Annotated in this window: 20 protein-coding genes; 11 read left to right on the top strand and 9 right to left on the bottom strand. The window is 62.7% G+C overall.

What is annotated here, in order from left to right; genetic code table 11:
• Window positions 1-15 precede the first annotated feature (15 nt).
• Window positions 16-1,548, top strand: coding sequence for an NADH-quinone oxidoreductase subunit M (nuoM, locus tag PRJ_RS09055; protein ID WP_020190104.1), 1,533 nt, complete (start codon window positions 16-18; stop codon window positions 1,546-1,548).
• A gap of 7 nt (window positions 1,549-1,555) precedes the next feature.
• Window positions 1,556-3,025 carry an NADH-quinone oxidoreductase subunit NuoN gene (nuoN, locus tag PRJ_RS09050; protein WP_010954905.1) on the top strand — a complete coding sequence of 490 codons (1,470 nt, stop codon included), beginning with the start codon at window positions 1,556-1,558 and terminating at the stop codon, window positions 3,023-3,025.
• Window positions 3,026-3,115: 90 nt separating this feature from the next.
• Here the strand turns inward: nuoN and PRJ_RS09045 are convergent, their stop codons facing one another.
• Window positions 3,116-3,379: an ogr/Delta-like zinc finger family protein gene (locus PRJ_RS09045; RefSeq protein ID WP_004576942.1), complete on the bottom strand. Its 264-nt coding sequence runs from the start codon at window positions 3,377-3,379 to the stop codon at window positions 3,116-3,118.
• Window positions 3,380-3,558: 179 nt separating this feature from the next.
• On the opposite strand from PRJ_RS09045, the gene PRJ_RS09040 reads away from it, so the two are divergent.
• On the top strand, window positions 3,559-3,939 hold the full coding sequence (locus PRJ_RS09040) for a helix-turn-helix domain-containing protein (RefSeq protein WP_014861245.1): 381 nt from the start codon (window positions 3,559-3,561) through the stop codon (window positions 3,937-3,939).
• On the opposite strand, the gene PRJ_RS09035 is transcribed toward PRJ_RS09040, so the two are convergent.
• The 3 genes from PRJ_RS09035 to PRJ_RS09025 are packed head-to-tail and all read right to left on the bottom strand — an operon-like array spanning window position 3,936 to window position 4,898.
• Window positions 3,936-4,298, bottom strand: coding sequence for a hypothetical protein (locus PRJ_RS09035; protein ID WP_014590308.1), 363 nt, complete (start codon window positions 4,296-4,298; stop codon window positions 3,936-3,938). The two genes, PRJ_RS09040 and PRJ_RS09035, sit on opposite strands and share 4 nt — an antisense overlap.
• Complete coding sequence (locus tag PRJ_RS09030) at window positions 4,291-4,638, bottom strand: head completion/stabilization protein (protein ID WP_104961142.1); 348 nt, start codon at window positions 4,636-4,638, stop codon at window positions 4,291-4,293. Before PRJ_RS09030 ends, PRJ_RS09035 begins: the two co-directional genes overlap by 8 nt.
• Before the next feature lie 11 nt (window positions 4,639-4,649).
• The gene (locus tag PRJ_RS09025; protein ID WP_003251454.1) at window positions 4,650-4,898 is read right to left on the bottom strand and encodes a helix-turn-helix domain-containing protein; all 249 of its coding nucleotides are present in this window, start codon (window positions 4,896-4,898) and stop codon (window positions 4,650-4,652) included.
• A 220-nt stretch (window positions 4,899-5,118) separates the two neighbouring features.
• Between PRJ_RS09025 and PRJ_RS09020 the strand changes: the two genes are divergently transcribed.
• On the top strand, window positions 5,119-7,191 hold the full coding sequence (locus PRJ_RS09020) for a TonB-dependent receptor domain-containing protein (RefSeq protein ID WP_104961141.1): 2,073 nt from the start codon (window positions 5,119-5,121) through the stop codon (window positions 7,189-7,191).
• Between the two features lie 103 nt (window positions 7,192-7,294).
• On the opposite strand, the gene chrR is transcribed toward PRJ_RS09020, so the two are convergent.
• A complete protein-coding gene (gene chrR / locus PRJ_RS09015) occupies window positions 7,295-7,855 on the bottom strand; it encodes a class I chromate reductase ChrR (RefSeq protein WP_003251456.1) in 561 nt (186 codons plus the stop codon).
• A gap of 156 nt (window positions 7,856-8,011) precedes the next feature.
• Here chrR and PRJ_RS09010 point away from each other — a divergent pair, with 156 nt between their 5' ends.
• On the top strand, window positions 8,012-8,230 hold the full coding sequence (locus tag PRJ_RS09010; protein ID WP_010954911.1) for a hypothetical protein: 219 nt from the start codon (window positions 8,012-8,014) through the stop codon (window positions 8,228-8,230).
• Here PRJ_RS09010 and PRJ_RS09005 read toward each other — a convergent pair.
• The 4 genes from PRJ_RS09005 to PRJ_RS08990 form a co-directional block, all read right to left on the bottom strand.
• Window positions 8,214-10,463 carry an Orn/Lys/Arg decarboxylase N-terminal domain-containing protein gene (locus PRJ_RS09005; RefSeq protein WP_049588234.1) on the bottom strand — a complete coding sequence of 750 codons (2,250 nt, stop codon included), beginning with the start codon at window positions 10,461-10,463 and terminating at the stop codon, window positions 8,214-8,216. The genes PRJ_RS09010 and PRJ_RS09005 overlap by 17 nt on opposite strands.
• Before the next feature lie 265 nt (window positions 10,464-10,728).
• Window positions 10,729-11,487, bottom strand: a complete 759-nt coding sequence (gene dnaQ / locus PRJ_RS09000) for a DNA polymerase III subunit epsilon (protein ID WP_010954912.1) — start codon at window positions 11,485-11,487, stop codon at window positions 10,729-10,731.
• 50 nt (window positions 11,488-11,537) lie between these two features.
• Window positions 11,538-11,984, bottom strand: coding sequence for a ribonuclease HI (gene rnhA, locus PRJ_RS08995; protein ID WP_020190374.1), 447 nt, complete (start codon window positions 11,982-11,984; stop codon window positions 11,538-11,540).
• 15 nt (window positions 11,985-11,999) lie between these two features.
• Complete coding sequence (locus PRJ_RS08990; RefSeq protein WP_003251461.1) at window positions 12,000-12,773, bottom strand: class I SAM-dependent methyltransferase; 774 nt, start codon at window positions 12,771-12,773, stop codon at window positions 12,000-12,002.
• Window positions 12,774-12,858: 85 nt separating this feature from the next.
• On the opposite strand from PRJ_RS08990, the gene gloB reads away from it, so the two are divergent.
• The 6 genes from gloB (at window position 12,859) to PRJ_RS08960 (ending at window position 21,147) form a co-directional block, all read left to right on the top strand.
• Window positions 12,859-13,638: a hydroxyacylglutathione hydrolase gene (gene gloB, locus PRJ_RS08985; RefSeq protein ID WP_104961140.1), complete on the top strand. Its 780-nt coding sequence runs from the start codon at window positions 12,859-12,861 to the stop codon at window positions 13,636-13,638.
• Window positions 13,639-13,738: 100 nt separating this feature from the next.
• Entirely contained in the window at window positions 13,739-15,169 is a 1,431-nt protein-coding gene (locus tag PRJ_RS08980) for a lytic transglycosylase domain-containing protein (RefSeq protein ID WP_104961139.1), read from the top strand.
• Window positions 15,170-15,389: 220 nt separating this feature from the next.
• The gene (locus PRJ_RS08975; RefSeq protein WP_104961138.1) at window positions 15,390-17,219 is read left to right on the top strand and encodes an extracellular solute-binding protein; all 1,830 of its coding nucleotides are present in this window, start codon (window positions 15,390-15,392) and stop codon (window positions 17,217-17,219) included.
• A complete protein-coding gene (locus PRJ_RS08970; RefSeq protein ID WP_019437936.1) occupies window positions 17,216-19,051 on the top strand; it encodes an extracellular solute-binding protein in 1,836 nt (611 codons plus the stop codon). The genes PRJ_RS08975 and PRJ_RS08970 overlap by 4 nt, the downstream gene beginning before the upstream one ends.
• Window position 19,052: 1 nt before the next feature.
• Window positions 19,053-20,126, top strand: coding sequence for a microcin C ABC transporter permease YejB (locus tag PRJ_RS08965; RefSeq protein WP_010954918.1), 1,074 nt, complete (start codon window positions 19,053-19,055; stop codon window positions 20,124-20,126).
• Between the two features lies 1 nt (window position 20,127).
• The gene (locus PRJ_RS08960) at window positions 20,128-21,147 is read left to right on the top strand and encodes an ABC transporter permease (protein WP_003251467.1); all 1,020 of its coding nucleotides are present in this window, start codon (window positions 20,128-20,130) and stop codon (window positions 21,145-21,147) included.
• Window position 21,148: the final 1 nt, after the last annotated feature.

Here is a 21,148-nt window from a genome sequence, read left to right as displayed (position 1 = left end):
GGAAACCAACCCGTCATGATTTTGCCTTGGCTGATCCTGATCCCCTTCATCGGCGGCTTCCTCTGCTGGCTGGGTGAGCGCTTCGGCGCCACCCTGCCGCGCTGGATCGCGCTGCTTACCATGTCCCTGCTGCTTGGCATCGGCCTGTGGCTGTGGGGTACCGGCGACTACACCCTTGCTCCCGCACCGGGCGCCGAACCGGCCTGGGCACTCGAATACAAAGTCGAGTGGATCAAGCGTTTCGGCATCAGCATCCACCTGGCCCTGGACGGCCTGTCGCTGCTGATGATCCTGCTCACCGGCCTGCTCGGTGTGCTGTCGGTACTGTGTTCCTGGAAAGAGATCCAGCGCCACGTCGGCTTCTTCCACCTCAACCTGATGTGGATCCTCGGCGGCGTGGTCGGTGTGTTCCTGGCCCTGGACCTGTTCCTGTTCTTCTTCTTCTGGGAAATGATGCTGGTGCCGATGTACTTCCTCATCGCGCTCTGGGGTCACAGCTCGGCAGACGGCAAGAAGACCCGGATCTACGCGGCGACCAAGTTCTTCATCTTCACCCAGGCCAGCGGCCTGATCATGCTGGTGGCGATCCTGGGCCTGGTGCTGGTCAACTACAACACCACTGGCGTGCTCACCTTCAACTACAGCGACCTGCTCAAGGCCGAGTTGCCAGCCGGTATCGAGTACGTGCTGATGCTGGGCTTCTTCATCGCCTTCGCGGTGAAGCTGCCGGTGGTGCCGTTCCACTCCTGGCTGCCTGACGCTCACGCCCAGGCACCGACCGCAGGCTCGGTGGACCTGGCGGGTATCTTGCTGAAGACCGCGGCCTACGGCCTGCTACGCTTCGCCCTGCCGCTGTTCCCGAACGCCTCGGCCGAGTTCGCGCCGATCGCCATGACCCTGGGCCTGATCGGTATCTTCTACGGTGCCTTCCTGGCCTTCGCACAAACCGACATCAAGCGCCTGATCGCCTTCTCCAGCGTCTCGCACATGGGCTTCGTGCTGATCGGTATCTACTCCGGCAGCCAGCAGGCCCTGCAAGGTGCGGTGATCCAGATGCTGGCCCACGGCCTGTCGGCTGCGGCGCTGTTCATCCTGTCCGGCCAGCTGTACGAGCGCCTGCACACCCGTGACATGCGTCAGATGGGTGGCCTGTGGCACCGCATCGCCTACCTGCCGGCCATCAGCCTGTTCTTCGCAGCGGCATCGCTGGGCCTGCCAGGCACCGGCAACTTCGTCGGCGAGTTCCTGATCCTGATCGGCAGCTTCGTGCACGTGCCGTGGATCACCGTGATCGCCACTACCGGCCTGGTGTTCGGTTCTGTTTACTCGCTGATCATGATCCACCGTGCCTACTTCGGCCCGGCCAAGACCGACACCGTGCTGGCCGGCATGGACGGTCGCGAACTGGTCATGGTTCTGGGTCTGGCGGTATTGCTGATCCTGCTGGGCGTGTATCCGCAGCCGTTCCTCGACACCTCTGCCGCCACCATGAGTGGTGTGCAGCAGTGGCTCGGATCCGCTTTCACTCAACTCGCTTCGGCCCGGTAAGAGCGCTATGGAATTCACCACTCAACACTTCATCGCATTGGCGCCGATGCTGATCACCACCATCACCACGGTGGTGGTGATGCTGGCGATCGCCTGGAAGCGCAACCACTCGCAGACCTTCCTGCTGTCCACCGTGGGCCTGAACCTGGCCCTGCTGTCGCTCCTGCCGGCGCTGAAGGTCGCGCCGCTGGCGGTCACATCGCTGATCACCATCGACAAGTTCGCCTGCCTGTACATGGCGATCATCCTCGTGGCGACGCTGGCCTGCGTCACCCTCGCCCACGCCTACCTCGGCGAGGGCGCCAAGGGTTTCCCGGGCAACCGTGAAGAACTGTACCTGTTGCTGCTGATGTCAGCCCTCGGTGGCCTGGTGCTGGTCAGCGCCAACCACCTGGCCGGCCTGTTCATCGGCCTGGAGCTGTTGTCGGTACCGGTCTATGGCCTGGTGGCGTATGCCTTCTTCAACAAGCGATCGCTGGAAGCCGGCATCAAGTACATGGTGCTGTCGGCCGCAGGCTCGGCTTTCCTGCTGTTCGGCATGGCCCTGCTGTACGCCGACGCCGGCAGCCTGAGCTTCGACCAGATCGGCAAGGCCCTGGCTACCACCAGCATGCCAAGCCTGGTGGCCCAGCTGGGCCTGGGCATGATGCTGGTTGGCCTGGCCTTCAAGCTGTCGCTGGTACCGTTCCATCTGTGGACCCCGGACGTGTACGAAGGCGCTCCGGCGCCGGTCGCCGCGTTCCTGGCAACCGCCAGCAAGGTGGCAGTATTCGCCGTTGTCGTACGCCTGTTCATGCTCTCCCCTGCTGCCAGCAGCGGCGTGCTCAGCACCGTACTGGCGGTGATTGCCGTAGCCTCGATCCTGATTGGTAACCTGCTGGCGCTGACCCAGAGCAACCTCAAGCGTCTGCTGGGTTACTCGTCCATCGCCCACTTCGGTTACCTGGTCATCGCGTTGGTCGCCAGCAAGGGCCTGGCCCTGGAAGCCATGGGCGTTTACCTGGTCACCTACGTGATCACCAGCCTGGGCGCCTTCGGTGTCATCACCCTGATGTCCTCGCCGTACGGCGGCCGTGACGCCGATGCCCTGTACGAGTACCGCGGCCTGTTCTGGCGCCGCCCGTACCTGACAGCGGTACTGACCGTGATGATGCTGTCGCTGGCGGGTATCCCGCTGACCGCTGGCTTCATCGGCAAGTTCTACATCATCGCTACCGGCGTCGAATCGCACCTGTGGTGGTTGGTCGGTGCGCTGGTGATCGGTAGCGCCATCGGCGTGTACTATTACCTGCGCGTCATGGTTACCCTGTACCTGGTCGAGCCGAACCTGCGTCGTCACGACGCCCCGCTCAAGTGGGAACAGCGCACCGGCGGCGTCATGCTGCTGGCTATCGCCATTCTCGCTTTCGTACTGGGTGTGTACCCGCAGCCCCTGCTGGAAATGGTTCAGCAAGCGGGCCTGCAACTGATCGGTTGATCACCCCGGCAGCGCCGGTAACAGAAAACACCCCGCCTAGGCGGGGTGTTTTTTTATCTGCACGTTTTGCTACCTGCGCCCACGGGTGCCTCACTCACTCGGGCAGCCCTGACCTGCGCCCGGCAAGGCGGCCTTGCGCAAATCACCATTGGCCGAAGGCAGGTACACTTCCGGGTTGGGCATGCCGCTGGGGGAGAGTTCATGGGTCATTTCGAATTCGGCGCGCACTGACCAGCCACACGCCTCGGTAGTGCATTGCAAATAAGCGATTCGCAGGAAAATATGGCGCCCTTCGCTAGTACGTATGCGCATCCGGCTGTGGCAATGCGGGCAAACCAGCTTGTAAGTACTCACGGCAAGTACCTGCTAGCATTGCCCAGGCTAGTCTGTGTGTCAGTATTGGCTGCAACTGTGGGTGTATTCTTCAATTTGATGGTTCTCATTGCAGAAGTGCTCCTTAAAACGCAGGGCTGTATTCATAACGAGTAGTTTAAGCCCATGGAATATCATTAAACCAGTCATGGATATTTGTTATGAGTACTCACATACTTGCTGAGGTGCTCACGCGCCTTAAGCTTCTCACTGGCGCAAACACTGATGCCGAGCTGTCACGTGCACTGTCGGTCAGCCCGCAAACGCTGAGCAGCTGGAAGGTTCGCGAGAGCATTCCTTACTCACTTTGCATAGACATCGCCAAAAAGCATGCATGCTCACTGGACTGGCTATTGCTGGGTCAAGCCGAGCACATCGCCGCCGACCCAGGTGATGCGGGCTGGGAGTGCGAAATGCTCGAACGGCTGCGCACGCTCTCGCACAGCGATCGCCAGGCCATCCTGCTGTTCATCAAGGACAAGCAGCGCATCCAGCAGTTGGAACAGCAACTGAGTGAGCTCGGCGGCGCAACCAATGGCTAACCCCGACGGCGCCAGCGCTGGATGAGCTCGCGCGGGTCGAGTGTATCCAGCCAGACCATGACCTTGAGGCTGATGGGGATCACCACCACAGCGGCCACGAATGCCGCCATGCCCCGGGTCAGCAAAGGCACCAATGACGAAACCAGTGGCTCGAACAGATGGCCCACGCCCACGGTCACGAATAGCAGCAGCAGTTTCTTGGCCAACGTCAGGCGCCTGGCCTCACTGGTGATCAATCGATCGCGTGCCGCGCTCACCAACAATGCTCCCAGCAGCGCGGCGAACAGCACATCGCCATCCACCCCCAGGAACGTCACCAATGCCGGGGCCAGGTGGTCGAAAACAGATCGCTCAGGCATGTACTTGCCCTCCGCGCGGAACAGGCAGGCAGGCGGTTGAACCCAGGCTATACATGACCGCCGCTTCGACGAAACGGATGTAGCACACCCGCAAGGCACGCCCATGATCATGCCCGGCCACATCCTCGAGCCGCTTGTAGCCCCGCTCTCGCAGCGCTGACCTCCAGCGGGCGAATTCCCGTGCTGCCTCGATGGCTGCGCAGCGCGCGGCCACTTCCAAAGCCGCGTCACTGACAGACCGCGGCAGTTGCAGGTGCTCACGCAACCTGCCCAGATCCACCCGCGGCCAGAACGGGTCATGGCAATCGGCAAAGCGCGGTAGCCGAGGATCGTTGCTCATAAGCTGCCCCCTTACTGCTCGGCCAGCATGCCGTAGCGAATGGCCTTGATCACAGCAGCCACCCGGGTAGGCACTTCGAATTTGCGCAGGATGTTGGACACGTGAAAGTTCACCGTCGACTCCTTGCATTCAAGGATCTGGCCGATCTCCCACGAGCTCTTGCCATAAGCACACCACAACAGCACTTGCTGTTCACGTGGCGTCAGGCGAACCGGGGCGTCCGCCAAGGGTTGCTGCGAGTGTCGAGCGTTGTCAGTCATGTTTGAACTCCACGGGTGATTGAGCGAGGCATTGCTGCCTACTTGCAGTCACCTTACGAAGCACAGGCCACCCACCTCCACCGCCATGGTTTGTAAAGAACTTTCGTACAAGACCGCATGACGAAGGTGACGCACGATTTGCTGACTTTCTGCGTGCTCCAAGCCGCATTTCGCTCGTCTCAACGCCGTTGTCCATTCGCCTTTCGCCTGGAGTCGTACAATGCGTTCCGATTTACCCCTCTCGTCCTGCCTCGGTCTGCTGGCGGCCTTGGCTGCCACTCAGCCCGCCCTGGGGGCATCCTCGGTCGAATTGGGCCGGGTGCTGATCACCGATGAGGAGCAGAACGAGCTGACGGCAGCCAGCGAGCGCCTGCGTGAAATACCGGGGGCCAGCAACCTGGTGGACATGCAGCGCGTGGGGCAAGGCCGAGTGGCCAGCAACCAGGACGTACTGGCCTACCAGCCTGGGGTGTTCGCCCAATCGGCAGGCAACGACGGCATCAAGCTGTCGATACGCGGCTCGGGCATCAACCGTGCGCCGGGGGCGCACGGTTCCGGTGTCTACACCATGTTCGACGGCCTGCCGTTGACCGGTCCGGGCGGTACGCCTTACGAACTGTTCGAACCGCTGTGGCTGAGCCGTGCCGAAGTGCTGCGTGGCGCCAATGGCTTTGACCAAGGCTCCCTGGCCTTGGGCGGTGCGATCAACTACGTCACCCACACCGGCTACGACGCGCCTGCACTGCAAGTACGCTACGAAGTCGGTAGCCGCGGCTACCAGCATCGGCACATCAGTTCGGGCCAGATGCTGGGCAACCTCGACTATTACGTGGCCCTGACCGATTCGGAATATGACGGCTACCAGGCACACAGCAGCGGCAGCGCCAAGGGCATTGCCGCCAATGCCGGTTACCGCTTCAACCCCAACCTGGAAACCCGCTTCTACCTGCGCTATCGGGAAACTGAAAACGAACTGCCCGGCCGCCTGACCAAGGACCAGATCAAGCACCACCCGCGCGCGGCCAACCCCAACTATCTGGCACGCGACGACAGCCGCCCGCAACCAGGCAGCACCTGGGTGGGCAACAAGACGACCTTCTACCTCGACGACGAGGCACGCCTGGAAGCCGGCCTGGTCTATCACGACTACCCGATGGACCTGCGCGAAGGCCCCATGCGCCTGAAGGTCGCCTACACCGATGTCAGCGGTACGCTGAACTATTTCCGCCGCGACACACTGTTCGGCCGCGAGAGCAAGACCACCGTCGGTTGGCGTACCACCAAGCACCTGCCCAACAGCGGCGCTTCGCAATTTACCCGCAATGGCGATGTGTTCGGCGAGCGCACCCGTGACTTCACCTACCAGGGCTCGGACACCGTGCTGCATGTTGGCAACGACCTGGAACTGGTCCCCAACCTGTGGCTGAGCACCGGCCTGGCCATGATCTACACGCGCCGCGAAAGTGACGTGACCTACCCTGCTGAAGGCGGCAAGGTGAGCATGCATGACTGGGACTATGCCCCCCGCCTGGGGCTGCGCTACGACATCCGCCCGGACTTGCAGGTGTACGGCAACCTGAGCCGCTCGGTAGAGCCGCCACACCCGTGGTCGCTGATCTGGAGCGCGCCCAGCACAGGCGGCAAGCAGATCCAGCCGATCGAGATGCAGAACCAGACAGCCACCACCCTGGAACTGGGCGCCCGTGGCGACTCGGCGCTCGGCCGCTGGGACCTGGCCTGGTACTACTCGCAAGTACGCCACGAACTGCTGGCCGTTGAGGTAGTGCCGAACTTCACCTCGGAATTCAACGCCAGCGCTACCGTGCACCAAGGCGTGGAAGCCGGCCTCGACAGCACCCTGTGGGAACGCGCGGGCACTGGCAAGCTGAGCTTGCGCCAGGCCTACACCTTCAGCGACTTCCACTACCGTGATGACGACACGTTTGGCGACAACCGTCTGCCCGGCATCCCCATGCACTACTACCAGGCCGAGCTGCGCTATGACTGGCCGAACGGCTTCTATGCCGGGGTCAATACACAAATGGCTTCGAAGGTGCAGGTGGACTACGCCAATAGCTACCACGCCGATGAATATGCCTTGCTCGGCGCACGCGTTGGCTGGGACTCACCGAAACAGGACTGGCAGACCTGGCTGGACCTGCGCAACCTGACCAACCAGCGCTATGCAGCGACCGTGACGCCGGCCTACAACGACGCCGGCAAGGACAATGCCCGTTCGACACCGGGCGAAGGGTTTGGCGTATACGCGGGGGTTTCCTACAGCTTCCGCTGACGGGTAGGAGCGGGTTTACCCGCGAATGCGTCGGCAAATTCAATGACGCATTCGCGGGTAAACCCGCTCCTACGGGGGGGCGCTGCACAGCATGATTAGGGGTTCAGACCGCCCTGTTCAACTTCACCCATGAAGCAAACCTGTCGACAAACGCCTGCAAGAACGGTCGCGTCTTATCGTTGAGCTTGCCCGAATCCTCGAACAAGCTCGCCGCACCGCCAAGGTAAGCCTCGGGCATCTGCATGCAGGGCATGTCAAGAAACACCAGCGACTGGCGTACCGCATGGTTGGCGCCAAAGCCTCCAATCGCCCCCGGCGACACACTCACAACCGCCGTCGGCTTGCCGCTCCAGGCACTTTGCCCGTAAGGACGCGAACCCACATCGATGGCATTTTTCAGGCAGCCCGGCACCGAGCGGTTGTATTCCGGGGTGACGAACAACACCGCATCACTGCGACGGATTTCATCGCGAAAACGCTTCCAGGTTTCCGGCGGTGCCTCGGCTTCGATATCTTCGTTGTACAGCGGCAGGTCGCCAATCTCGACGATCTTCAGCGCAAGGCTGGACGGCGCCAGCTCCGAAAGTGCGCGGGCGACCTTGCGGTTGTAGGACTCCTTGCGCAAGCTGCCCACGACGACTGCTACCGAATACACCTGACTCATGGCAATTCCAACCTTTGCGGGTTAAATAGACGTTGTAGTTATAGATGACCGTTCTCCGGCGCCTGAGTTTTTTTTCCGCAGGGCGAAAACTTCCGAGTCAGTTTCACGGTCTATGCCTTCATACATTTCCTACGTAATTCAGAGGTTTCCACCCAAATGGCAGCAGTAATGGTCGGCCAATTCCACGCCCGTGACGCCGAAGGCCGCATCTACCCCGTGCACGAGTTTCAGGAATCCACCCTGCAACTCGACGGCAGCACGCTGGGCGCCCCCATCACCACCTACCGCCTGGCCATCGGCGACAAGGTCAACCACCTGGGTGAAAACCGTTTCGAACTGGCACGCTCCGGCGTCGAGATCACGCGCATTCCGTGATGCAATCCACCGTGTAGCGGCCCCCTTCGTGCTGCAGGCCGTGCACATCGGCGACAAACCCGGGAAAGCCCTGGTTGAATGCTCGGGCGAATGCCAGGTAATCAAGGATCGAGCGGGTCGCCTCGGTGAACCGCTCACCCGGCATGATCAACGGGATGCCAGGCGGGTACGGCACCAGCATCACCGCCGCCACACGCCCCAGCAATGCCTCGATCGGCACCGCCTCCACTTCGCCACGCACCATCTTGTCATAGGCCTGGGCCGGGCTGACGGCCACCTCCGGCAAACGGGTGAACAGCCGCTTCAGCTGCTTGGCCGTGGCATTGGCGCGGTAGCAGTCATGTAACTGGTCGCACAGGTCGCGCAGGCCCATGCCCTGGTAGCGCAAGGCGTCGGCAGCCCCCACACTGGGCAGGCAGCTGCTGAGTGGGGTGTTGCCGTCATAGTGGCGCTTGAACTCCAGCAGCTCGGTGAGCAGGGTGCTCCACTTGCCCTTGGTGATGCCCATGGAAAACAGTACCAGGAAGCTGTACAGGCCCGTTTTTTCCACCACCAGCCCGCGCTCCCAGAGAAACTTGCTGACTACCGCTGCCGGGATACCGCGCGCGCCCAGCACACCGTCTGCGCTCAGGCCCGGCATTACCAAGGTCACCTTCAGCGGGTCGAGCAGCACATAGTCGGTCACCACTTCACCAAACCCATGCCATTGCGCCCCCGGCTGCAGCAGCCAGTCCTGCGCGGCCAGACGGGGGATGCCCTCGGCACTTGGCGGCTGCCAGATGCTGAACCACCAGTCCGCTGCGGCAATGTGCTCACGCAGGTTGGCCAGGGCACGACGAAAACTCAACGCCTCGTCGAACATCTCCTGCAGCAGCGAGCGCCCGGCCGGCCCTTCCATCATGGTCGAAGCTACATCCAGCGAGGCGAGAATGCTGTACTGCGGCGAGGTAGAGATGTGCATCATGAACGCTTCGTTGAAACGGTCCCGGTCCAGCTGCCGCCTGGCACCGTCCTGCACATGAATCATCGAGGCCTGGCTGAACGCCGCCAGCAGCTTGTGGGTGGAGTGGGTACTGAACACCAGCGGGCTGTCTGCCGCGCAGGCGGTGCCCATGGCGTAGCGCCCGGTGAAAAAGTCGTGGAACGCGGCATAGGCAAACCAGGCCTCATCGAAGTGCAGCACCTCGACACTGGCACCCAGGGCCTGCTTGATCAGCCCGGCGTGGTAACACAGCCCGTCGTAGGTGGAGTTGGTCACTACCGCCAGCTTGATACGCTGCCCACGATCACGGGCAAGGGGGTTGGCCTGAATCTTCGCGGCGATCGCCTCGGGGCTGAACTCGCTGAGCGGGATCGGGCCAATGATGCCCAGTTCGTTGCGCTCCGGGCACAGGTACAACGGGATGGCACCCGTCATGATGATCGCGTGCACCACCGACTTGTGGCAGTTGCGGTCCACCAGCACCAGGTCGTCACGGCCGACCATGGCGTGCCAGACGATCTTGTTGGCCGTGGAGGTGCCATTGATGACAAAAAAGGTGTGGTCGGCGCCGAAGTTGCGCGCCGCCCTGGCCTCGGCTTCGGCCAGCGGGCCTGTGTGGTCGAGCAGCGAACCCAGCTCCGGCACGGAAACGGACAGGTCCGAGCGCAGGGTGTTTTCCCCGAAGAACTGGTGAAAGGCTTGGCCTACCGGGCTTTTATGATAGGCCACACCGCCACCATGGCCTGGGGTGTGCCAGGAATAGTTGGACTGCGCGGTGTGCTGTACCAGCGCCTTGAAGAACGGCGGCAGCAGGCCATCGAGGTAGGTGTGTGCGGCTCGCGCCACCTGGCGGGCGAGAAACGGCACGGTGTCTTCGAACAGGTAGAGGATGCCACGCAGCTGGTTGAGCTCGCTCATGGCTTCGGCGGGGGCATTTTCCAAGGTCACCTGCTCGCCCAGGGCGAAGATCGGCAGGTTGGGTGCGCGCAGACGGGCCAGGCGGATCAGCTCGGCCATGTTCTGCAGTAAATGGGTGTTCTCGCCAGCGCCTTCGGCGGCAATCAGCATGCAGGCCAGGCCATGGTGGGTGGCGGCGACCAGGCGCGCTTCGGCGTGGTCGGCTGCGGCGAGAATGGCAAAGCCATCCTGGCGCAGTTCCTCGGCGATACCCCGCACGCGTTCGCCGGCAACACTGTCGGCCTTGATGGCGCGGTGGACAATGAGGATCGGGAACTTGAGGTCCTTGTACATCAGGTGGCTACCTCCGAAGGACATGGCGTCCATTTCAGGGTAGTTGAGCCTTGTATTGCGTGTACTGGCCCTTTCGCGGGTGAACCCGCTCCTACGACGGCCTGTGTCCAATCACCGACCGGTGCCCAGCAGCAGCGGGTTTACCCGCGAAAGGGCCGGGCCTGCTGGCCAGTCTGCCCCCGCCATTCACCGCCGCAGCCGCCACCGTATTCGGCGGGTAAACCCGCTCCTACGACGATCTCCACTTCTGTTGCAGGGCGAAAGATCAGCCGGCTGGTGTCTCAGTCAGGGCCTGCCACAGCGAAGGCCCACCCGCCGACTTGGCAATGGCCGCCAGCCGCTCGGCATGCGCCTCCAGCTCTTCAGCGCTGGCCATGATCACCCGCCCTGGCGCACGCCCGACAATCCGGCGGATCTCGCTGCCGCCAGCGCCCTGCCCGTCCTCTTCGGTATCTGCGCCATTCCCAGCCAACGACAGGCTGGTCTGGCCACCGGTCATTGCCAGGTAAACGTCGGCCAGCAGTTCCGAGTCGAGCAGTGCGCCGTGCAACTCACGGCCCGAGTTGTCGATGTCGTAGCGTTTGCACAGCGCATCCAGGCTGTTGCGCTGCCCCGGGTGGCGCGAACGTGCCAGCAGCAGGGTGTCCAGAATGGTGCAGTGCTGCGAAATGTCAGCGCGGTCCTGCTGGCCCAGCAAGGCGAATTCGTTGTTGATGAAGCCAACGTCGAACGCCGCGTTGTGGATGACCAGCGTGGCGCCCTGGATGAACTGGAAGAACTCCTCGGCGACATCGCCAAAACGTGGCTTGCCGACCAGGAAGGCATCCGTGATGCCGTGAACGTTGATCGCGCCCTCGTCACTCTCGCGGTCGGGCTGCAGGTAGACGTGGAAGTGCCGCCCGGTCAGGCGCCGGCCGATGACCTCGACACAGCCGATCTCGATGATCCGGTGGCCTTCGCCAACCGGCATACCCGTGGTTTCGGTATCGAGAATGACGAACCGTTTATCTTGCTGCTGCTCCACGCGGGCGCTCCAACTTGCATCCGTTACAAAGGCCGCGATTGTACCCCAGCTCAACGCTGGGCGCGCACCTCATCGACCCCACGGTTGGCCAGCTGGTCGGCGCGTTCGTTGCCGGGGTGGCCAATATGGCCGCGCACCCACTTCCAGATCACCTTGTGGCGGTTGACCTGCTCATCGAGCTGCTGCCACAAGTCAGCGTTCTTCACCGGCTCCTTGGCGGCGGTCTTCCAGCCGCGCTTCTTCCAGTTGACCATCCATTCGTTGATGCCCTTCATCACGTACTGCGAGTCGGTGGTCAGCACCACCTCGCATTCACGCTTGAGCGACATCAGGCCCTGGATCGCGGCCATCAGCTCCATGCGGTTGTTGGTGGTCTCACGTTCGCCGCCCCACAGTTCCTTCTCGACGCCCTTGTAGATCATCAGCACGCCCCAGCCACCCGGGCCAGGGTTGCCCTTGCAGGCACCATCAGTAAACATCTCGACGCTATCGCTCATGTACCACTCTTGAATTCAGTGCTTGTCAGTTTCGGGGTTGGCTGCGGTGCGGTTGACCTTCGCCAGTGGCAGCGGCAGCAGCTTGCCCATTGGCTCGCGGCGTTCCGGCCGCAAAGGCCGCAGGCCTACCACCATCTTGCGCGCCACCAGCAGGTACACCCCGCCACCGGAGCCCTGCCAGCCGCCGGCCAGTCGTTCCCAGCCCTCCAGGCGTTGCTGCCAGGCTGGTGAGGCAAGCGGCGGACGATAGCACCCGAAGCGGCGTTTCTCCAGCGCGAAGCCAAGCAGGTTGAGCCAGTCGCCAACCCGTGACGGCGAGATGCAGCGCGCCTTGCGCAGAGCACCGTGACTGAAGAAATGGCGCATGCCCCAGCTGCTCCAGGGGTTGATCCCCACGATCAGCAGGTGCCCGCCCGGGCGTACGGCACTGGCGGCCTCGCGCAGCAGGCCATGGGGCGACAGGCAGAAGTCCAGGCCATGCTGCAGCACCACCACGTCGGCAGCGTGCTCGCTCAACGGCCAGGCTTGTTCTTCGCAGACAATCTCCACACCCGGCAAGGGCGCACCAAGGCGCACGTTACGCTGCACCTGGGGGGCTCTGGGCGGTGGCTCGGCGCAGGGCCCGTAATGCACGAGATAACCGCCAAAGAAGCGCCCGAGCTCTTCTTCCAGCAGTTTGTCCTCCTCCTTGAGCATCAGTTGCCCAAGTGGGCCGTTGAACCACTCACGGGCCAGGCTGATCAGCTCGACCCAGTCCGGGTCGGCCTGGGCAAAGGCTTGGTCGGTCATTGCGCTCTCCCTCGAAGGTTCTCCCACCGCGCCATCGCGGCTAAGATGCCCTCATGTGCCACGCTAGGCGAATCGGATCCGCACCATGATACAGATCGAAGCTCTCCCCGCTTTCTCCGACAACTACATCTGGTTGTTACAGGATACTGCCAAACGCCGTTGTGCGGTGGTCGACCCGGGCGATGCCGGCCCAGTGGAGCGCTGGCTTGCTGCCAACCCCGAATGGGTGCTGAGCGACATCCTCGTCACCCACCACCACAATGACCATGTCGGTGGGGTGGAACGGCTCAGGCAATTGACCGGCGCACGGGTCTGTGGCCCTGCCAACGAGCGCATTCCCGGCCGCGACCTGCCACTGGACGAAGGCGACAGGGTGGACGTGCTGGGTGTGACCTTCCAGGTACTGGCAGTACCCGGCCACACCCTGGGGCATATCGCCTTCTTCAGCGACCAGCCAGCAACGCCCATCCTGTTCAGTGGCGACACCCTGTTCGCCGCCGGTTGCGGGCGCATGTTCGAAGGTACACCCGAACAGATGCAGCCCGCCCTCGCCCGCCTGGCGGCCCTGCCGGAGCAGACACAAGTGTACTGCGCCCATGAATACACCCTCAGCAACCTGCGCTTCGCCAAGGCTGTGGAACCGACCAACCCGCACGTTCAGCAACGCTTCGAGGACGTTACCCGTTTGCGCGCCGAAAATCGCATCAGCTTGCCCTCAACGATCGGCCTGGAGCGCCTGACCAACCCCTTTCTGCGTACCGCTGAAACATTAGTTAAACAAAAAGCAGACGAATGGAAGGGACATTCAAACACCTCGCATGTCGCTGTTTTTGCTGCCTTGAGGTCTTGGAAGGACACCTTCTGATAACCGCAAGATATATCGCAAGTGAGGGTCGAAGGTTGACCGGGGCCGGAGCGGTTTCTAGAATCGCCGAAATTTTTCGCCCGGATACCCGTGTCAGCCGATGTCTTCCCGTAGCCGCAGAACCTCTCATTCCGCCGCCCTGACGCGCCTGGCCCAAATCAGCGCGCTGGCCCTGGCCGCCACGCTGGTGGGCTGCCAGAGCACCCGTCAGCTCGACGAATCCGATAGCGTTCGCGCGCACAACTACCAGGCACGGATCAAGCACAAACCTTCACCACTGCTGGTCAAGCCAGCCGAACAGGCGCCGCAGGATGTCTGGGAGCGCATGCGCCAGGGCTTCGCCCTGCAGGACAGCATCGACGTCAACCCGCGCATCGAGCAGCAGCGCTTGTGGTTCGCCAGCAACCCGACCTTCATCGAAAGCGCCGGGGAGCGTGGCAGCCTCTACCTGCACTACATCGTCGAGCGCCTTGAAGAACGCGACATGCCGCTGGAACTGGCCCTGCTGCCAGCCATCGAAAGTGCCTACAACCCCATGGCCTACTCACGCGCCAGCGCTGCCGGCATGTGGCAGTTCATGCCGGCTACCGGTCGCCACTTCAACCTGCGCCAGACCAACTTCTATGACGGCCGCCGCGATGTCACCGCGTCGACCAACGCCGCGCTGGACTACCTGACCCGCCTGCACGACATGTTCAACGGCGACTGGCTGTTGGCCCTGGCGGCCTACAATGCCGGCGAAGGCACCGTCAGCCGAGCCATCGAGCGCAACGAAAGGCTCGGCCTGCCGACCGACTACTGGAACCTGCCGCTGCCACAGGAAACCCGCGACTACGTGCCCAAGTTGCTGGCACTGTCGCAGGTGGTGTCCACGCCAGAAGCCTATGGTGTCAATCTCACCCCGATCGCCAACGAACCGTACTTCGAAGCGGTGGCGATCAATGACCGTCTGGACCTTTCCCGGGTCGCGGCCTTTGCCAACATCGACGAGGACGAGCTGATCCAGCTCAACCCGGCATTCAAGAAGCGCATGACCGTCGATGGCCCGAAACAGCTGCTGGTGCCCACCGCCAAGGCGCAGTTGCTCAGTGCCAGCCTGTCCAACCTCAACCCGGAGCAACTGGTCAGCCTGCAACCCCCGAAAGCAGCGTTTGCCCGGGCCGTGGCCGAAGCCAAGGCACCGGTGGGGGCACGCAGCTACCGGGTCAAGCGTGGCGATAACCTGAGCGTCATCGCCAAGGCCAACCGTGTATCGGTCAAGGACATCAAGCGCTGGAACCGTTTGTCCGGCAACAGTCTACGCGCTGGCCAGGTTCTGGCCCTGCGTGGTGGCAGTGCGCCAAGCGCCGCCGGCAACCGGGTTGCTGCCTCCGGGAAGCGCTCCACGCAATACAAGGTCCGCAAGGGCGATTCTCTGTACCTGGTGGCCAAGCGCTTCAATGTGGAAATGAAGCACCTCAAGCGCTGGAATCCACGCAGCGGCCACGCCCTCAAGCCAGGCCAGACCCTGACCGTCTACCTCGGGCATTGAGTCGTTACAGGGGCTGCTTTGCAGCCCATTCGCGGGCACGCCCACTCCCAGAGGTTTTTCACAGCCCCCAAAGCCGGTGCCGTACCTGTGGGAGCGGGCGCGCCCGCGAATGGGCCTGAAAACCCAGCCACTGGAAAACCCCAGCCCCTCTCTTTTTCCAACCCCACCAAGCTGTTACTGTACTCGATCAAAGCCCAACGCCTCTGGATCGGATGCCGATTTGATACGTCCCCTCCTGCTGTCACTCAGCCTGGCCTTGAGCTTTCCCGCAGCCGCGATCGTGAGCGAAAGCCACGGATACGCGCAGTTCGGCACGCTCAAGTACCCAGCCACCTTCACCCACTTCGACTGGGTCAACCCGCAAGCGCCCAAGGGCGGCACGTTGCGGGCCATGGCTTTTGGTACCTTCGACACGCTCAACCCCTACACCTTCAAAGGGTCGAGCCCGATTACCACGCCCAATTTCCAGCAGTACGGCATCAGCGAGCTGAACGAGCCACTGATGGTCGGCACGGGCCAGTACGACCCGTCCGGTGACGAGCCAACCTCCAGCTATGGCCTGATCGCCCGCTCGGTGGAGTACAGCGAGGACCGCAGCTGGGTGGTGTTCAACCTGCGCCCCGAAGCCCGCTGGCATGACGGCCAGCCCATCACCTCGGCTGACGTGGCCTTCTCGTACCGCACGCTGCTCAAGGATGGCCACCCGATCTACCGCACCAACCTGCAGGAAGTGCAGCGGGTAGACATCCTCGGCCCGCTACGCATCCGCTTCGTATTCAAACGCGCCGGCAACCCGCTGCTGATCCTGCGCCTGGGCGAAATGCCGGTGCTGCCCAAACACTACTGGCAGAAGCGCGACTTCAAGGCCACCACCTTCGAGCCCCCCTTGGGCAGCGGCCCCTACCGCATCACCCAGGTACAACCCGGACGACGACTGGTGTTCGAACGGGTGAAGAACTACTGGGGCAAAGACCTGGCGGTCAACCGTGGCAAGTACAATTTCAATCGGGTCGAATACGAGTTCTATCGTGACGCGACGGTGGCCTTTGAAGCCTTCAAGGCCGGCGAGTTCGACATCTATATCGAGCACCAGGCAAAAAACTGGGCCAACGGTTACAACTTCCCTGCCGTGCGCCGGGGTGAAGTGATCAAGGCACAAATCCCGCACAGCATCCCCACGCAAACACAGGGCCTGTTCATGAACAGCCGCCGGGCCGCGTTCAGTGACCCGCGGGTACGCCAGGCGCTGGGTCTGATGCTGGACTTCGAGTGGACCAACCGCGCGCTGTTCAGCAGCGCCTACCGCCGCTCGACCAGCTACTACCCAAACAGCGAGTTCGCCGCCAGCGGCCTGCCCACCGGCAAGGAGTGGCTGCTGCTGGCGCCATTCCGTGACCAGTTGCCGGCCAAGCTGTTCAGCGAACCGTACAAGGTCAGCCACACCGATGGCCGGGGTATCAGCCGCCAGACCCTGCGCCAGGCCCTGGGCCTGCTCGCCGAGGCCGGCTGGAAGCTGCACGGCCAGCGCCTGGTCGACAGCAAGGGCCAGCAATTGCGCATGGAACTGCTGCTGGTAAACCCCAACCTTGAACGCATCCTGCAACCTTATGTCGAAAACCTGTCCAGCATCGGCATCGATGCGCGCTTGCGCACCGTGGACCGTGCCCAGTACAAACAACGCCTGGACCAGTTCGATTTCGACATGATTCTGATGACCCTGAACCAGACCCTCAGCCCCGGCCTCGAACAATGGCTGTATTTCCATTCCAGCCAGGCCGCGACAAAGGGCAGCAAGAACTATGCTGGGGTCAAGGACCCGGTGGTCGACCACCTGCTCGACACCCTGCTCGCCGCCCGCACCCGCGATGACCAGGTCGCCGCTGCCCGCGCCCTGGACCGCGTGCTCTCATGGCACTACTACATGATCCCCAACTGGTACCTCGACAACCATCGCCTGGCCTACCGCAACCGGTTCGCCTTCGTCACCACGCCGGCCTACACCCTTGGGCTGAATAGCTGGTGGATCAAGACTTCGGAGAAAGCCCAATGACGCCAACGCACCGTCTGCGCCGGCTGGCAGGCAGCCTGTTGCTCGCCTGCCTGAGCCTTCCCGCGCTGGCCGCACCGCAGCACGCGCTCACCCTTTACGATGAGCCACCCAAGTACCCCGCCGACTTCAAGCACTTCGACTACGTCAACCCGGATGCGCCCAAGGGCGGCACCTTCCGCCAGTCCAGCTTCGGCGGCTTCGACAGCCTCAACCCGTTCATCAACAAAGGCGTGGCGGCGGAGAACATCGGCATTATCTACGACACCCTGATGCGCCAGAGCCAGGATGAACCGTTCACCGAATACGGCCTGGTTGCCGGCAAGATCGAAAAGGCCCCGGACAACAGCTGGGTGCGCTTCTACCTGCGCCCCGAAGCGCGCTTCCATGACGGCCATCCGATGCGCGCCGACGACGTGGTGTTCACGTTCAACGCCCTGATCAAGGACGGCGCCCCACTGTACCGCCAGTACTACGCCGACGTCGCCGAAGTGGTCGCCGAAGAACCGCTGAAGGTGCTGTTCAAGTTCAAACACAAGAACAACCGCGAGCTGCCACTGATTCTCGGCCAGCTGCCGGTACTGCCCAAGCACTGGTACGAAAACCGCGAGTTCAACCGCGGCAACCTGGAAATCCCGTTGGGCAGCGGCCCGTACAAGGTCGCCAAGGTCAAGGCCGGGCGCTCGGTGCGCTACGAACGGGTCAAGGACTACTGGGCCAAGGACCTGCCCATCAACCGCGGCTTCTACAACTTCGATGCCATGACGTTCGACTCCTACCGCGACACCACCGTCGCCCTGGAGGCCCTCAAGGCCGGGGCATTCGACTATGGCCTGGAAGTCAGTGCCAAGAACTGGGCCACCGCTTACAACGTGCCCGCCGTGCGCGAAGGTCGCCTGATCAAGGAAGAGCTGCCCAACGGCAACCCCACCGGTATGCAGGGCTTCATTTTCAACATCCGCCGCCCGGTGTTCCAGGATGTGCGTGTGCGCCAGGCCCTGAGCCTGCTGCTGGACTACGAGTGGACCAACAAGCAGTTGTTCAACGGCGCCTACACCCGTACCGGCAGCTACTTCGAGAACTCGGAAATGGCCGCCCGCGGCCTGCCCAGCCCCAACGAGCTGAAAATCCTCGAACCACTGCGCGGCAAAGTGCCCGAGCAAGTATTTACCGAGGTCTTCCACAACCCGGTCAGTGACGGCAGCGGCATGATCCGCGAGCAACAGCGCCAGGCCTACAAACTGTTGCAGGAAGCCGGCTGGAAAATCGTCGACGACAAGATGGTCGACGCCCAAGGCAAGCCGGCAAGCATCGAGTTCCTGCTGGCGCAGACCGAGTTCGAACGCATTCTGCTGCCGTTCAAGCGCAACCTTGCCGACCTCGGTATCGAGCTGAACATTCGCCGCGTCGACGTTTCGCAGTACATAACCCGCCTGCGTTCGCGTGACTACGACATGATCGTTGGCGGCTACCCGCAATCCAACTCGCCAGGCAACGAGCAGCGCGAGTTCTGGTCCAGCGCCGCCGCCGACAACCCCGGCAGCCGCAACTTCATCGGCCTGCGCGACCCGGCCATCGACCAACTGGTGGACCAGCTGATCAACGCCGACTCTCGGCAGAGCCTGATCGACCACTGCCGCGCCCTCGACCGCGTGCTGCTGTGGGGCTATTACGTGATCCCCAACTGGCACATCAAGACCTGGCGTGTGGCCTACTGGAACCACATCGGCCACCCGAACGTGTCGCCCAAGTACGACATCGGCATCGACACCTGGTGGATCAAGCCCGATGTAACCCCGGCGGTCAGCGAAGCGCCTGCGGACGAGGCCAACTAAGATGCTGGCCTACATCCTGCGCCGCCTGCTGCTGATCATCCCGACCCTGTTCGGCATCCTCATCATCAACTTCATCATCGTCCAGGCCGCCCCCGGTGGCCCGGTCGAGCAAATGATCGCCAAGCTCGAAGGCTTCGAAGGCGCCACCAGCCGCATTGCCGGTGGCGGTGCCGAGGTTTCCGTGGCCGGCTCCAGCTACCGCGGCGCCCAGGGCCTGGACCCGGCGCTGATCGCTGAAATCGAGCGCATGTACGGCTTCGACAAGTCGCCGCCCGAGCGCCTGTGGATCATGGTCAAGAACTACGCCCAGCTGGACTTCGGCGACAGCTTCTTCCGCGACGCCAAGGTGATCGACCTGATCGCCGAGAAGATGCCGGTTTCGATCTCGCTGGGGCTGTGGAGCACGCTGATCATGTACCTGGTGTCGATCCCGCTGGGGATCGCCAAGGCCGTGCGCCACGGCAGCCACTTCGACGTGTGGACCAGCTCGGCGATCATCGTCGGCTACGCCATCCCGGCGTTCCTGTTCGCCATACTGCTGATCGTGCTTTTCGCCGGTGGCAGCTACTTCGACTGGTTCCCGCTGCGTGGCCTCACCTCCAACAACTTCGACGAACTGAGCACCACCGGCAAGGTGCTGGACTACTTCTGGCACCTGGTGCTGCCGATCACCGCGCTGGTCATCGGCAACTTCGCCACCATGACCCTGCTGACCAAGAACAGCTTCCTCGACGAAATCAACAAACAGTACGTGGTCACCGCCAAGGCCAAGGGCCTGAGCCGATCACGGGTGCTGTACGGCCACGTGTTCCGCAACGCCATGCTGCTGGTGATCGCCGGCTTCCCTTCGGCGTTCATCGGCATCTTCTTCACAGGCTCCTTGCTGATCGAGGTGATCTTCAGCCTCGACGGCCTGGGCCTGATGAGTTTCGAAGCGGCCATCAACCGCGACTACCCGGTGGTCTTCGGCACCCTGTTCATCTTCACCCTGCTAGGGCTGGTGGTGAAACTGATCGGCGACCTGACCTACACCTTGGTCGATCCGCGCATCGACTTTGCCAGCCGGGAGCACTGACATGGCCTTGTCCCCCCTCAACCGCCGGCGCTTCGAGCGTTTCAAGGCCAACCGCCGTGGCTGGTGGTCGCTGTGGCTGTTCCTGATTCTGTTCGGGCTGAGCCTGGGCGCCGAACTGATCGCCAACGACAAACCGATCGCCGTACGTTACGACGGCCAATGGTACTTCCCGGCGTTCAAGCGTTACCCGGAAACCACCTTCGGCGGGGAATTCCCGCTGGAAGCCAACTACAAGAGCCCCTACATCCGCGAACTGCTGGCGAAGAAAGACAGCTTCGTGCTGTGGGCGCCCATCCCGTTCAGCTACCAGAGCATCAACTATGACCTGCGTGTCCCCGCCCCCGCCCCACCTTCGGCGGACAACTGGCTGGGCACCGACGACCAGGGCCGCGACGTGCTGGCGCGGGTGATCTACGGCTTCCGCATTTCGGTTCTGTTCGCCCTCACCTTGACCGTGGCCAGCTCCATTATCGGCGTCATCGCAGGCGCCCTGCAGGGGTTCTACGGTGGCTGGGTCGACCTGGCCGGGCAACGCTTTCTGGAAATCTGGTCCGGCCTGCCTGTGCTGTACCTGCTGATCATCCTGGCCAGCTTCGTGCAACCCAACTTCTGGTGGCTGCTGGGCATCATGTTGCTGTTCTCGTGGATGAGCCTGGTGGATGTGGTACGCGCCGAGTTCCTGCGCGGGCGCAACCTGGAATACGTGCGCGCCGCACGCGCCCTTGGCATGCGCAACGGCGCAATCATGTACCGGCACATCCTGCCCAACGCGATGATCTCGACCATGACCTTCATGCCGTTCATCCTCACCGGCGCCATCGGCACCCTCACCGCCCTGGACTTCCTCGGCTTCGGCCTGCCTGCCGGTTCGCCCTCGCTGGGCGAACTGGTGGCGCAGGGCAAGTCCAATCTGCAAGCGCCATGGCTGGGCATCAGCGCCTTTGCCGTGCTGGCGCTGATGCTGAGCCTGCTGGTGTTCATCGGCGAATCCGCCCGCGACGCCTTCGACCCGAGGAAGTGAC

The sequence above is a fragment of the Pseudomonas sp. XWY-1 genome (assembly GCF_002953115.1).
GTDB lineage: Bacteria > Pseudomonadota > Gammaproteobacteria > Pseudomonadales > Pseudomonadaceae > Aquipseudomonas > Aquipseudomonas alloputida.
This window is presented reverse-complemented; position numbering and strand designations above follow the sequence as displayed.

Excerpts from the sequence above, each read along its gene's own strand:
- nuoM (WP_020190104.1), top strand. The coding sequence starts at position 16 with ATGATTTTGCCTTGGCTGATCCTGATCCCCTTCATCGGCGGCTTCCTC.
- PRJ_RS08980 (WP_104961139.1), top strand. The coding sequence starts at position 13,739 with ATGTCTTCCCGTAGCCGCAGAACCTCTCATTCCGCCGCCCTGACGCGC.
- PRJ_RS08970 (WP_019437936.1), top strand. The coding sequence starts at position 17,216 with ATGACGCCAACGCACCGTCTGCGCCGGCTGGCAGGCAGCCTGTTGCTC.
- gloB (WP_104961140.1), top strand. The coding sequence starts at position 12,859 with ATGATACAGATCGAAGCTCTCCCCGCTTTCTCCGACAACTACATCTGG.
- PRJ_RS09020 (WP_104961141.1), top strand. The coding sequence starts at position 5,119 with ATGCGTTCCGATTTACCCCTCTCGTCCTGCCTCGGTCTGCTGGCGGCC.
- PRJ_RS08965 (WP_010954918.1), top strand. The coding sequence starts at position 19,053 with ATGCTGGCCTACATCCTGCGCCGCCTGCTGCTGATCATCCCGACCCTG.
- nuoN (WP_010954905.1), top strand. The coding sequence starts at position 1,556 with ATGGAATTCACCACTCAACACTTCATCGCATTGGCGCCGATGCTGATC.
- PRJ_RS08960 (WP_003251467.1), top strand. The coding sequence starts at position 20,128 with ATGGCCTTGTCCCCCCTCAACCGCCGGCGCTTCGAGCGTTTCAAGGCC.
- PRJ_RS08990 (WP_003251461.1), bottom strand. The coding sequence starts at position 12,773 with ATGACCGACCAAGCCTTTGCCCAGGCCGACCCGGACTGGGTCGAGCTG.
- chrR (WP_003251456.1), bottom strand. The coding sequence starts at position 7,855 with ATGAGTCAGGTGTATTCGGTAGCAGTCGTCGTGGGCAGCTTGCGCAAG.
- PRJ_RS09030 (WP_104961142.1), bottom strand. The coding sequence starts at position 4,638 with ATGAGCAACGATCCTCGGCTACCGCGCTTTGCCGATTGCCATGACCCG.
- PRJ_RS09005 (WP_049588234.1), bottom strand. The coding sequence starts at position 10,463 with ATGTACAAGGACCTCAAGTTCCCGATCCTCATTGTCCACCGCGCCATC.
- PRJ_RS09040 (WP_014861245.1), top strand. The coding sequence starts at position 3,559 with ATGAGTACTCACATACTTGCTGAGGTGCTCACGCGCCTTAAGCTTCTC.
- PRJ_RS09035 (WP_014590308.1), bottom strand. The coding sequence starts at position 4,298 with ATGCCTGAGCGATCTGTTTTCGACCACCTGGCCCCGGCATTGGTGACG.
- rnhA (WP_020190374.1), bottom strand. The coding sequence starts at position 11,984 with ATGAGCGATAGCGTCGAGATGTTTACTGATGGTGCCTGCAAGGGCAAC.
- PRJ_RS09025 (WP_003251454.1), bottom strand. The coding sequence starts at position 4,898 with ATGACTGACAACGCTCGACACTCGCAGCAACCCTTGGCGGACGCCCCG.
- PRJ_RS09010 (WP_010954911.1), top strand. The coding sequence starts at position 8,012 with ATGGCAGCAGTAATGGTCGGCCAATTCCACGCCCGTGACGCCGAAGGC.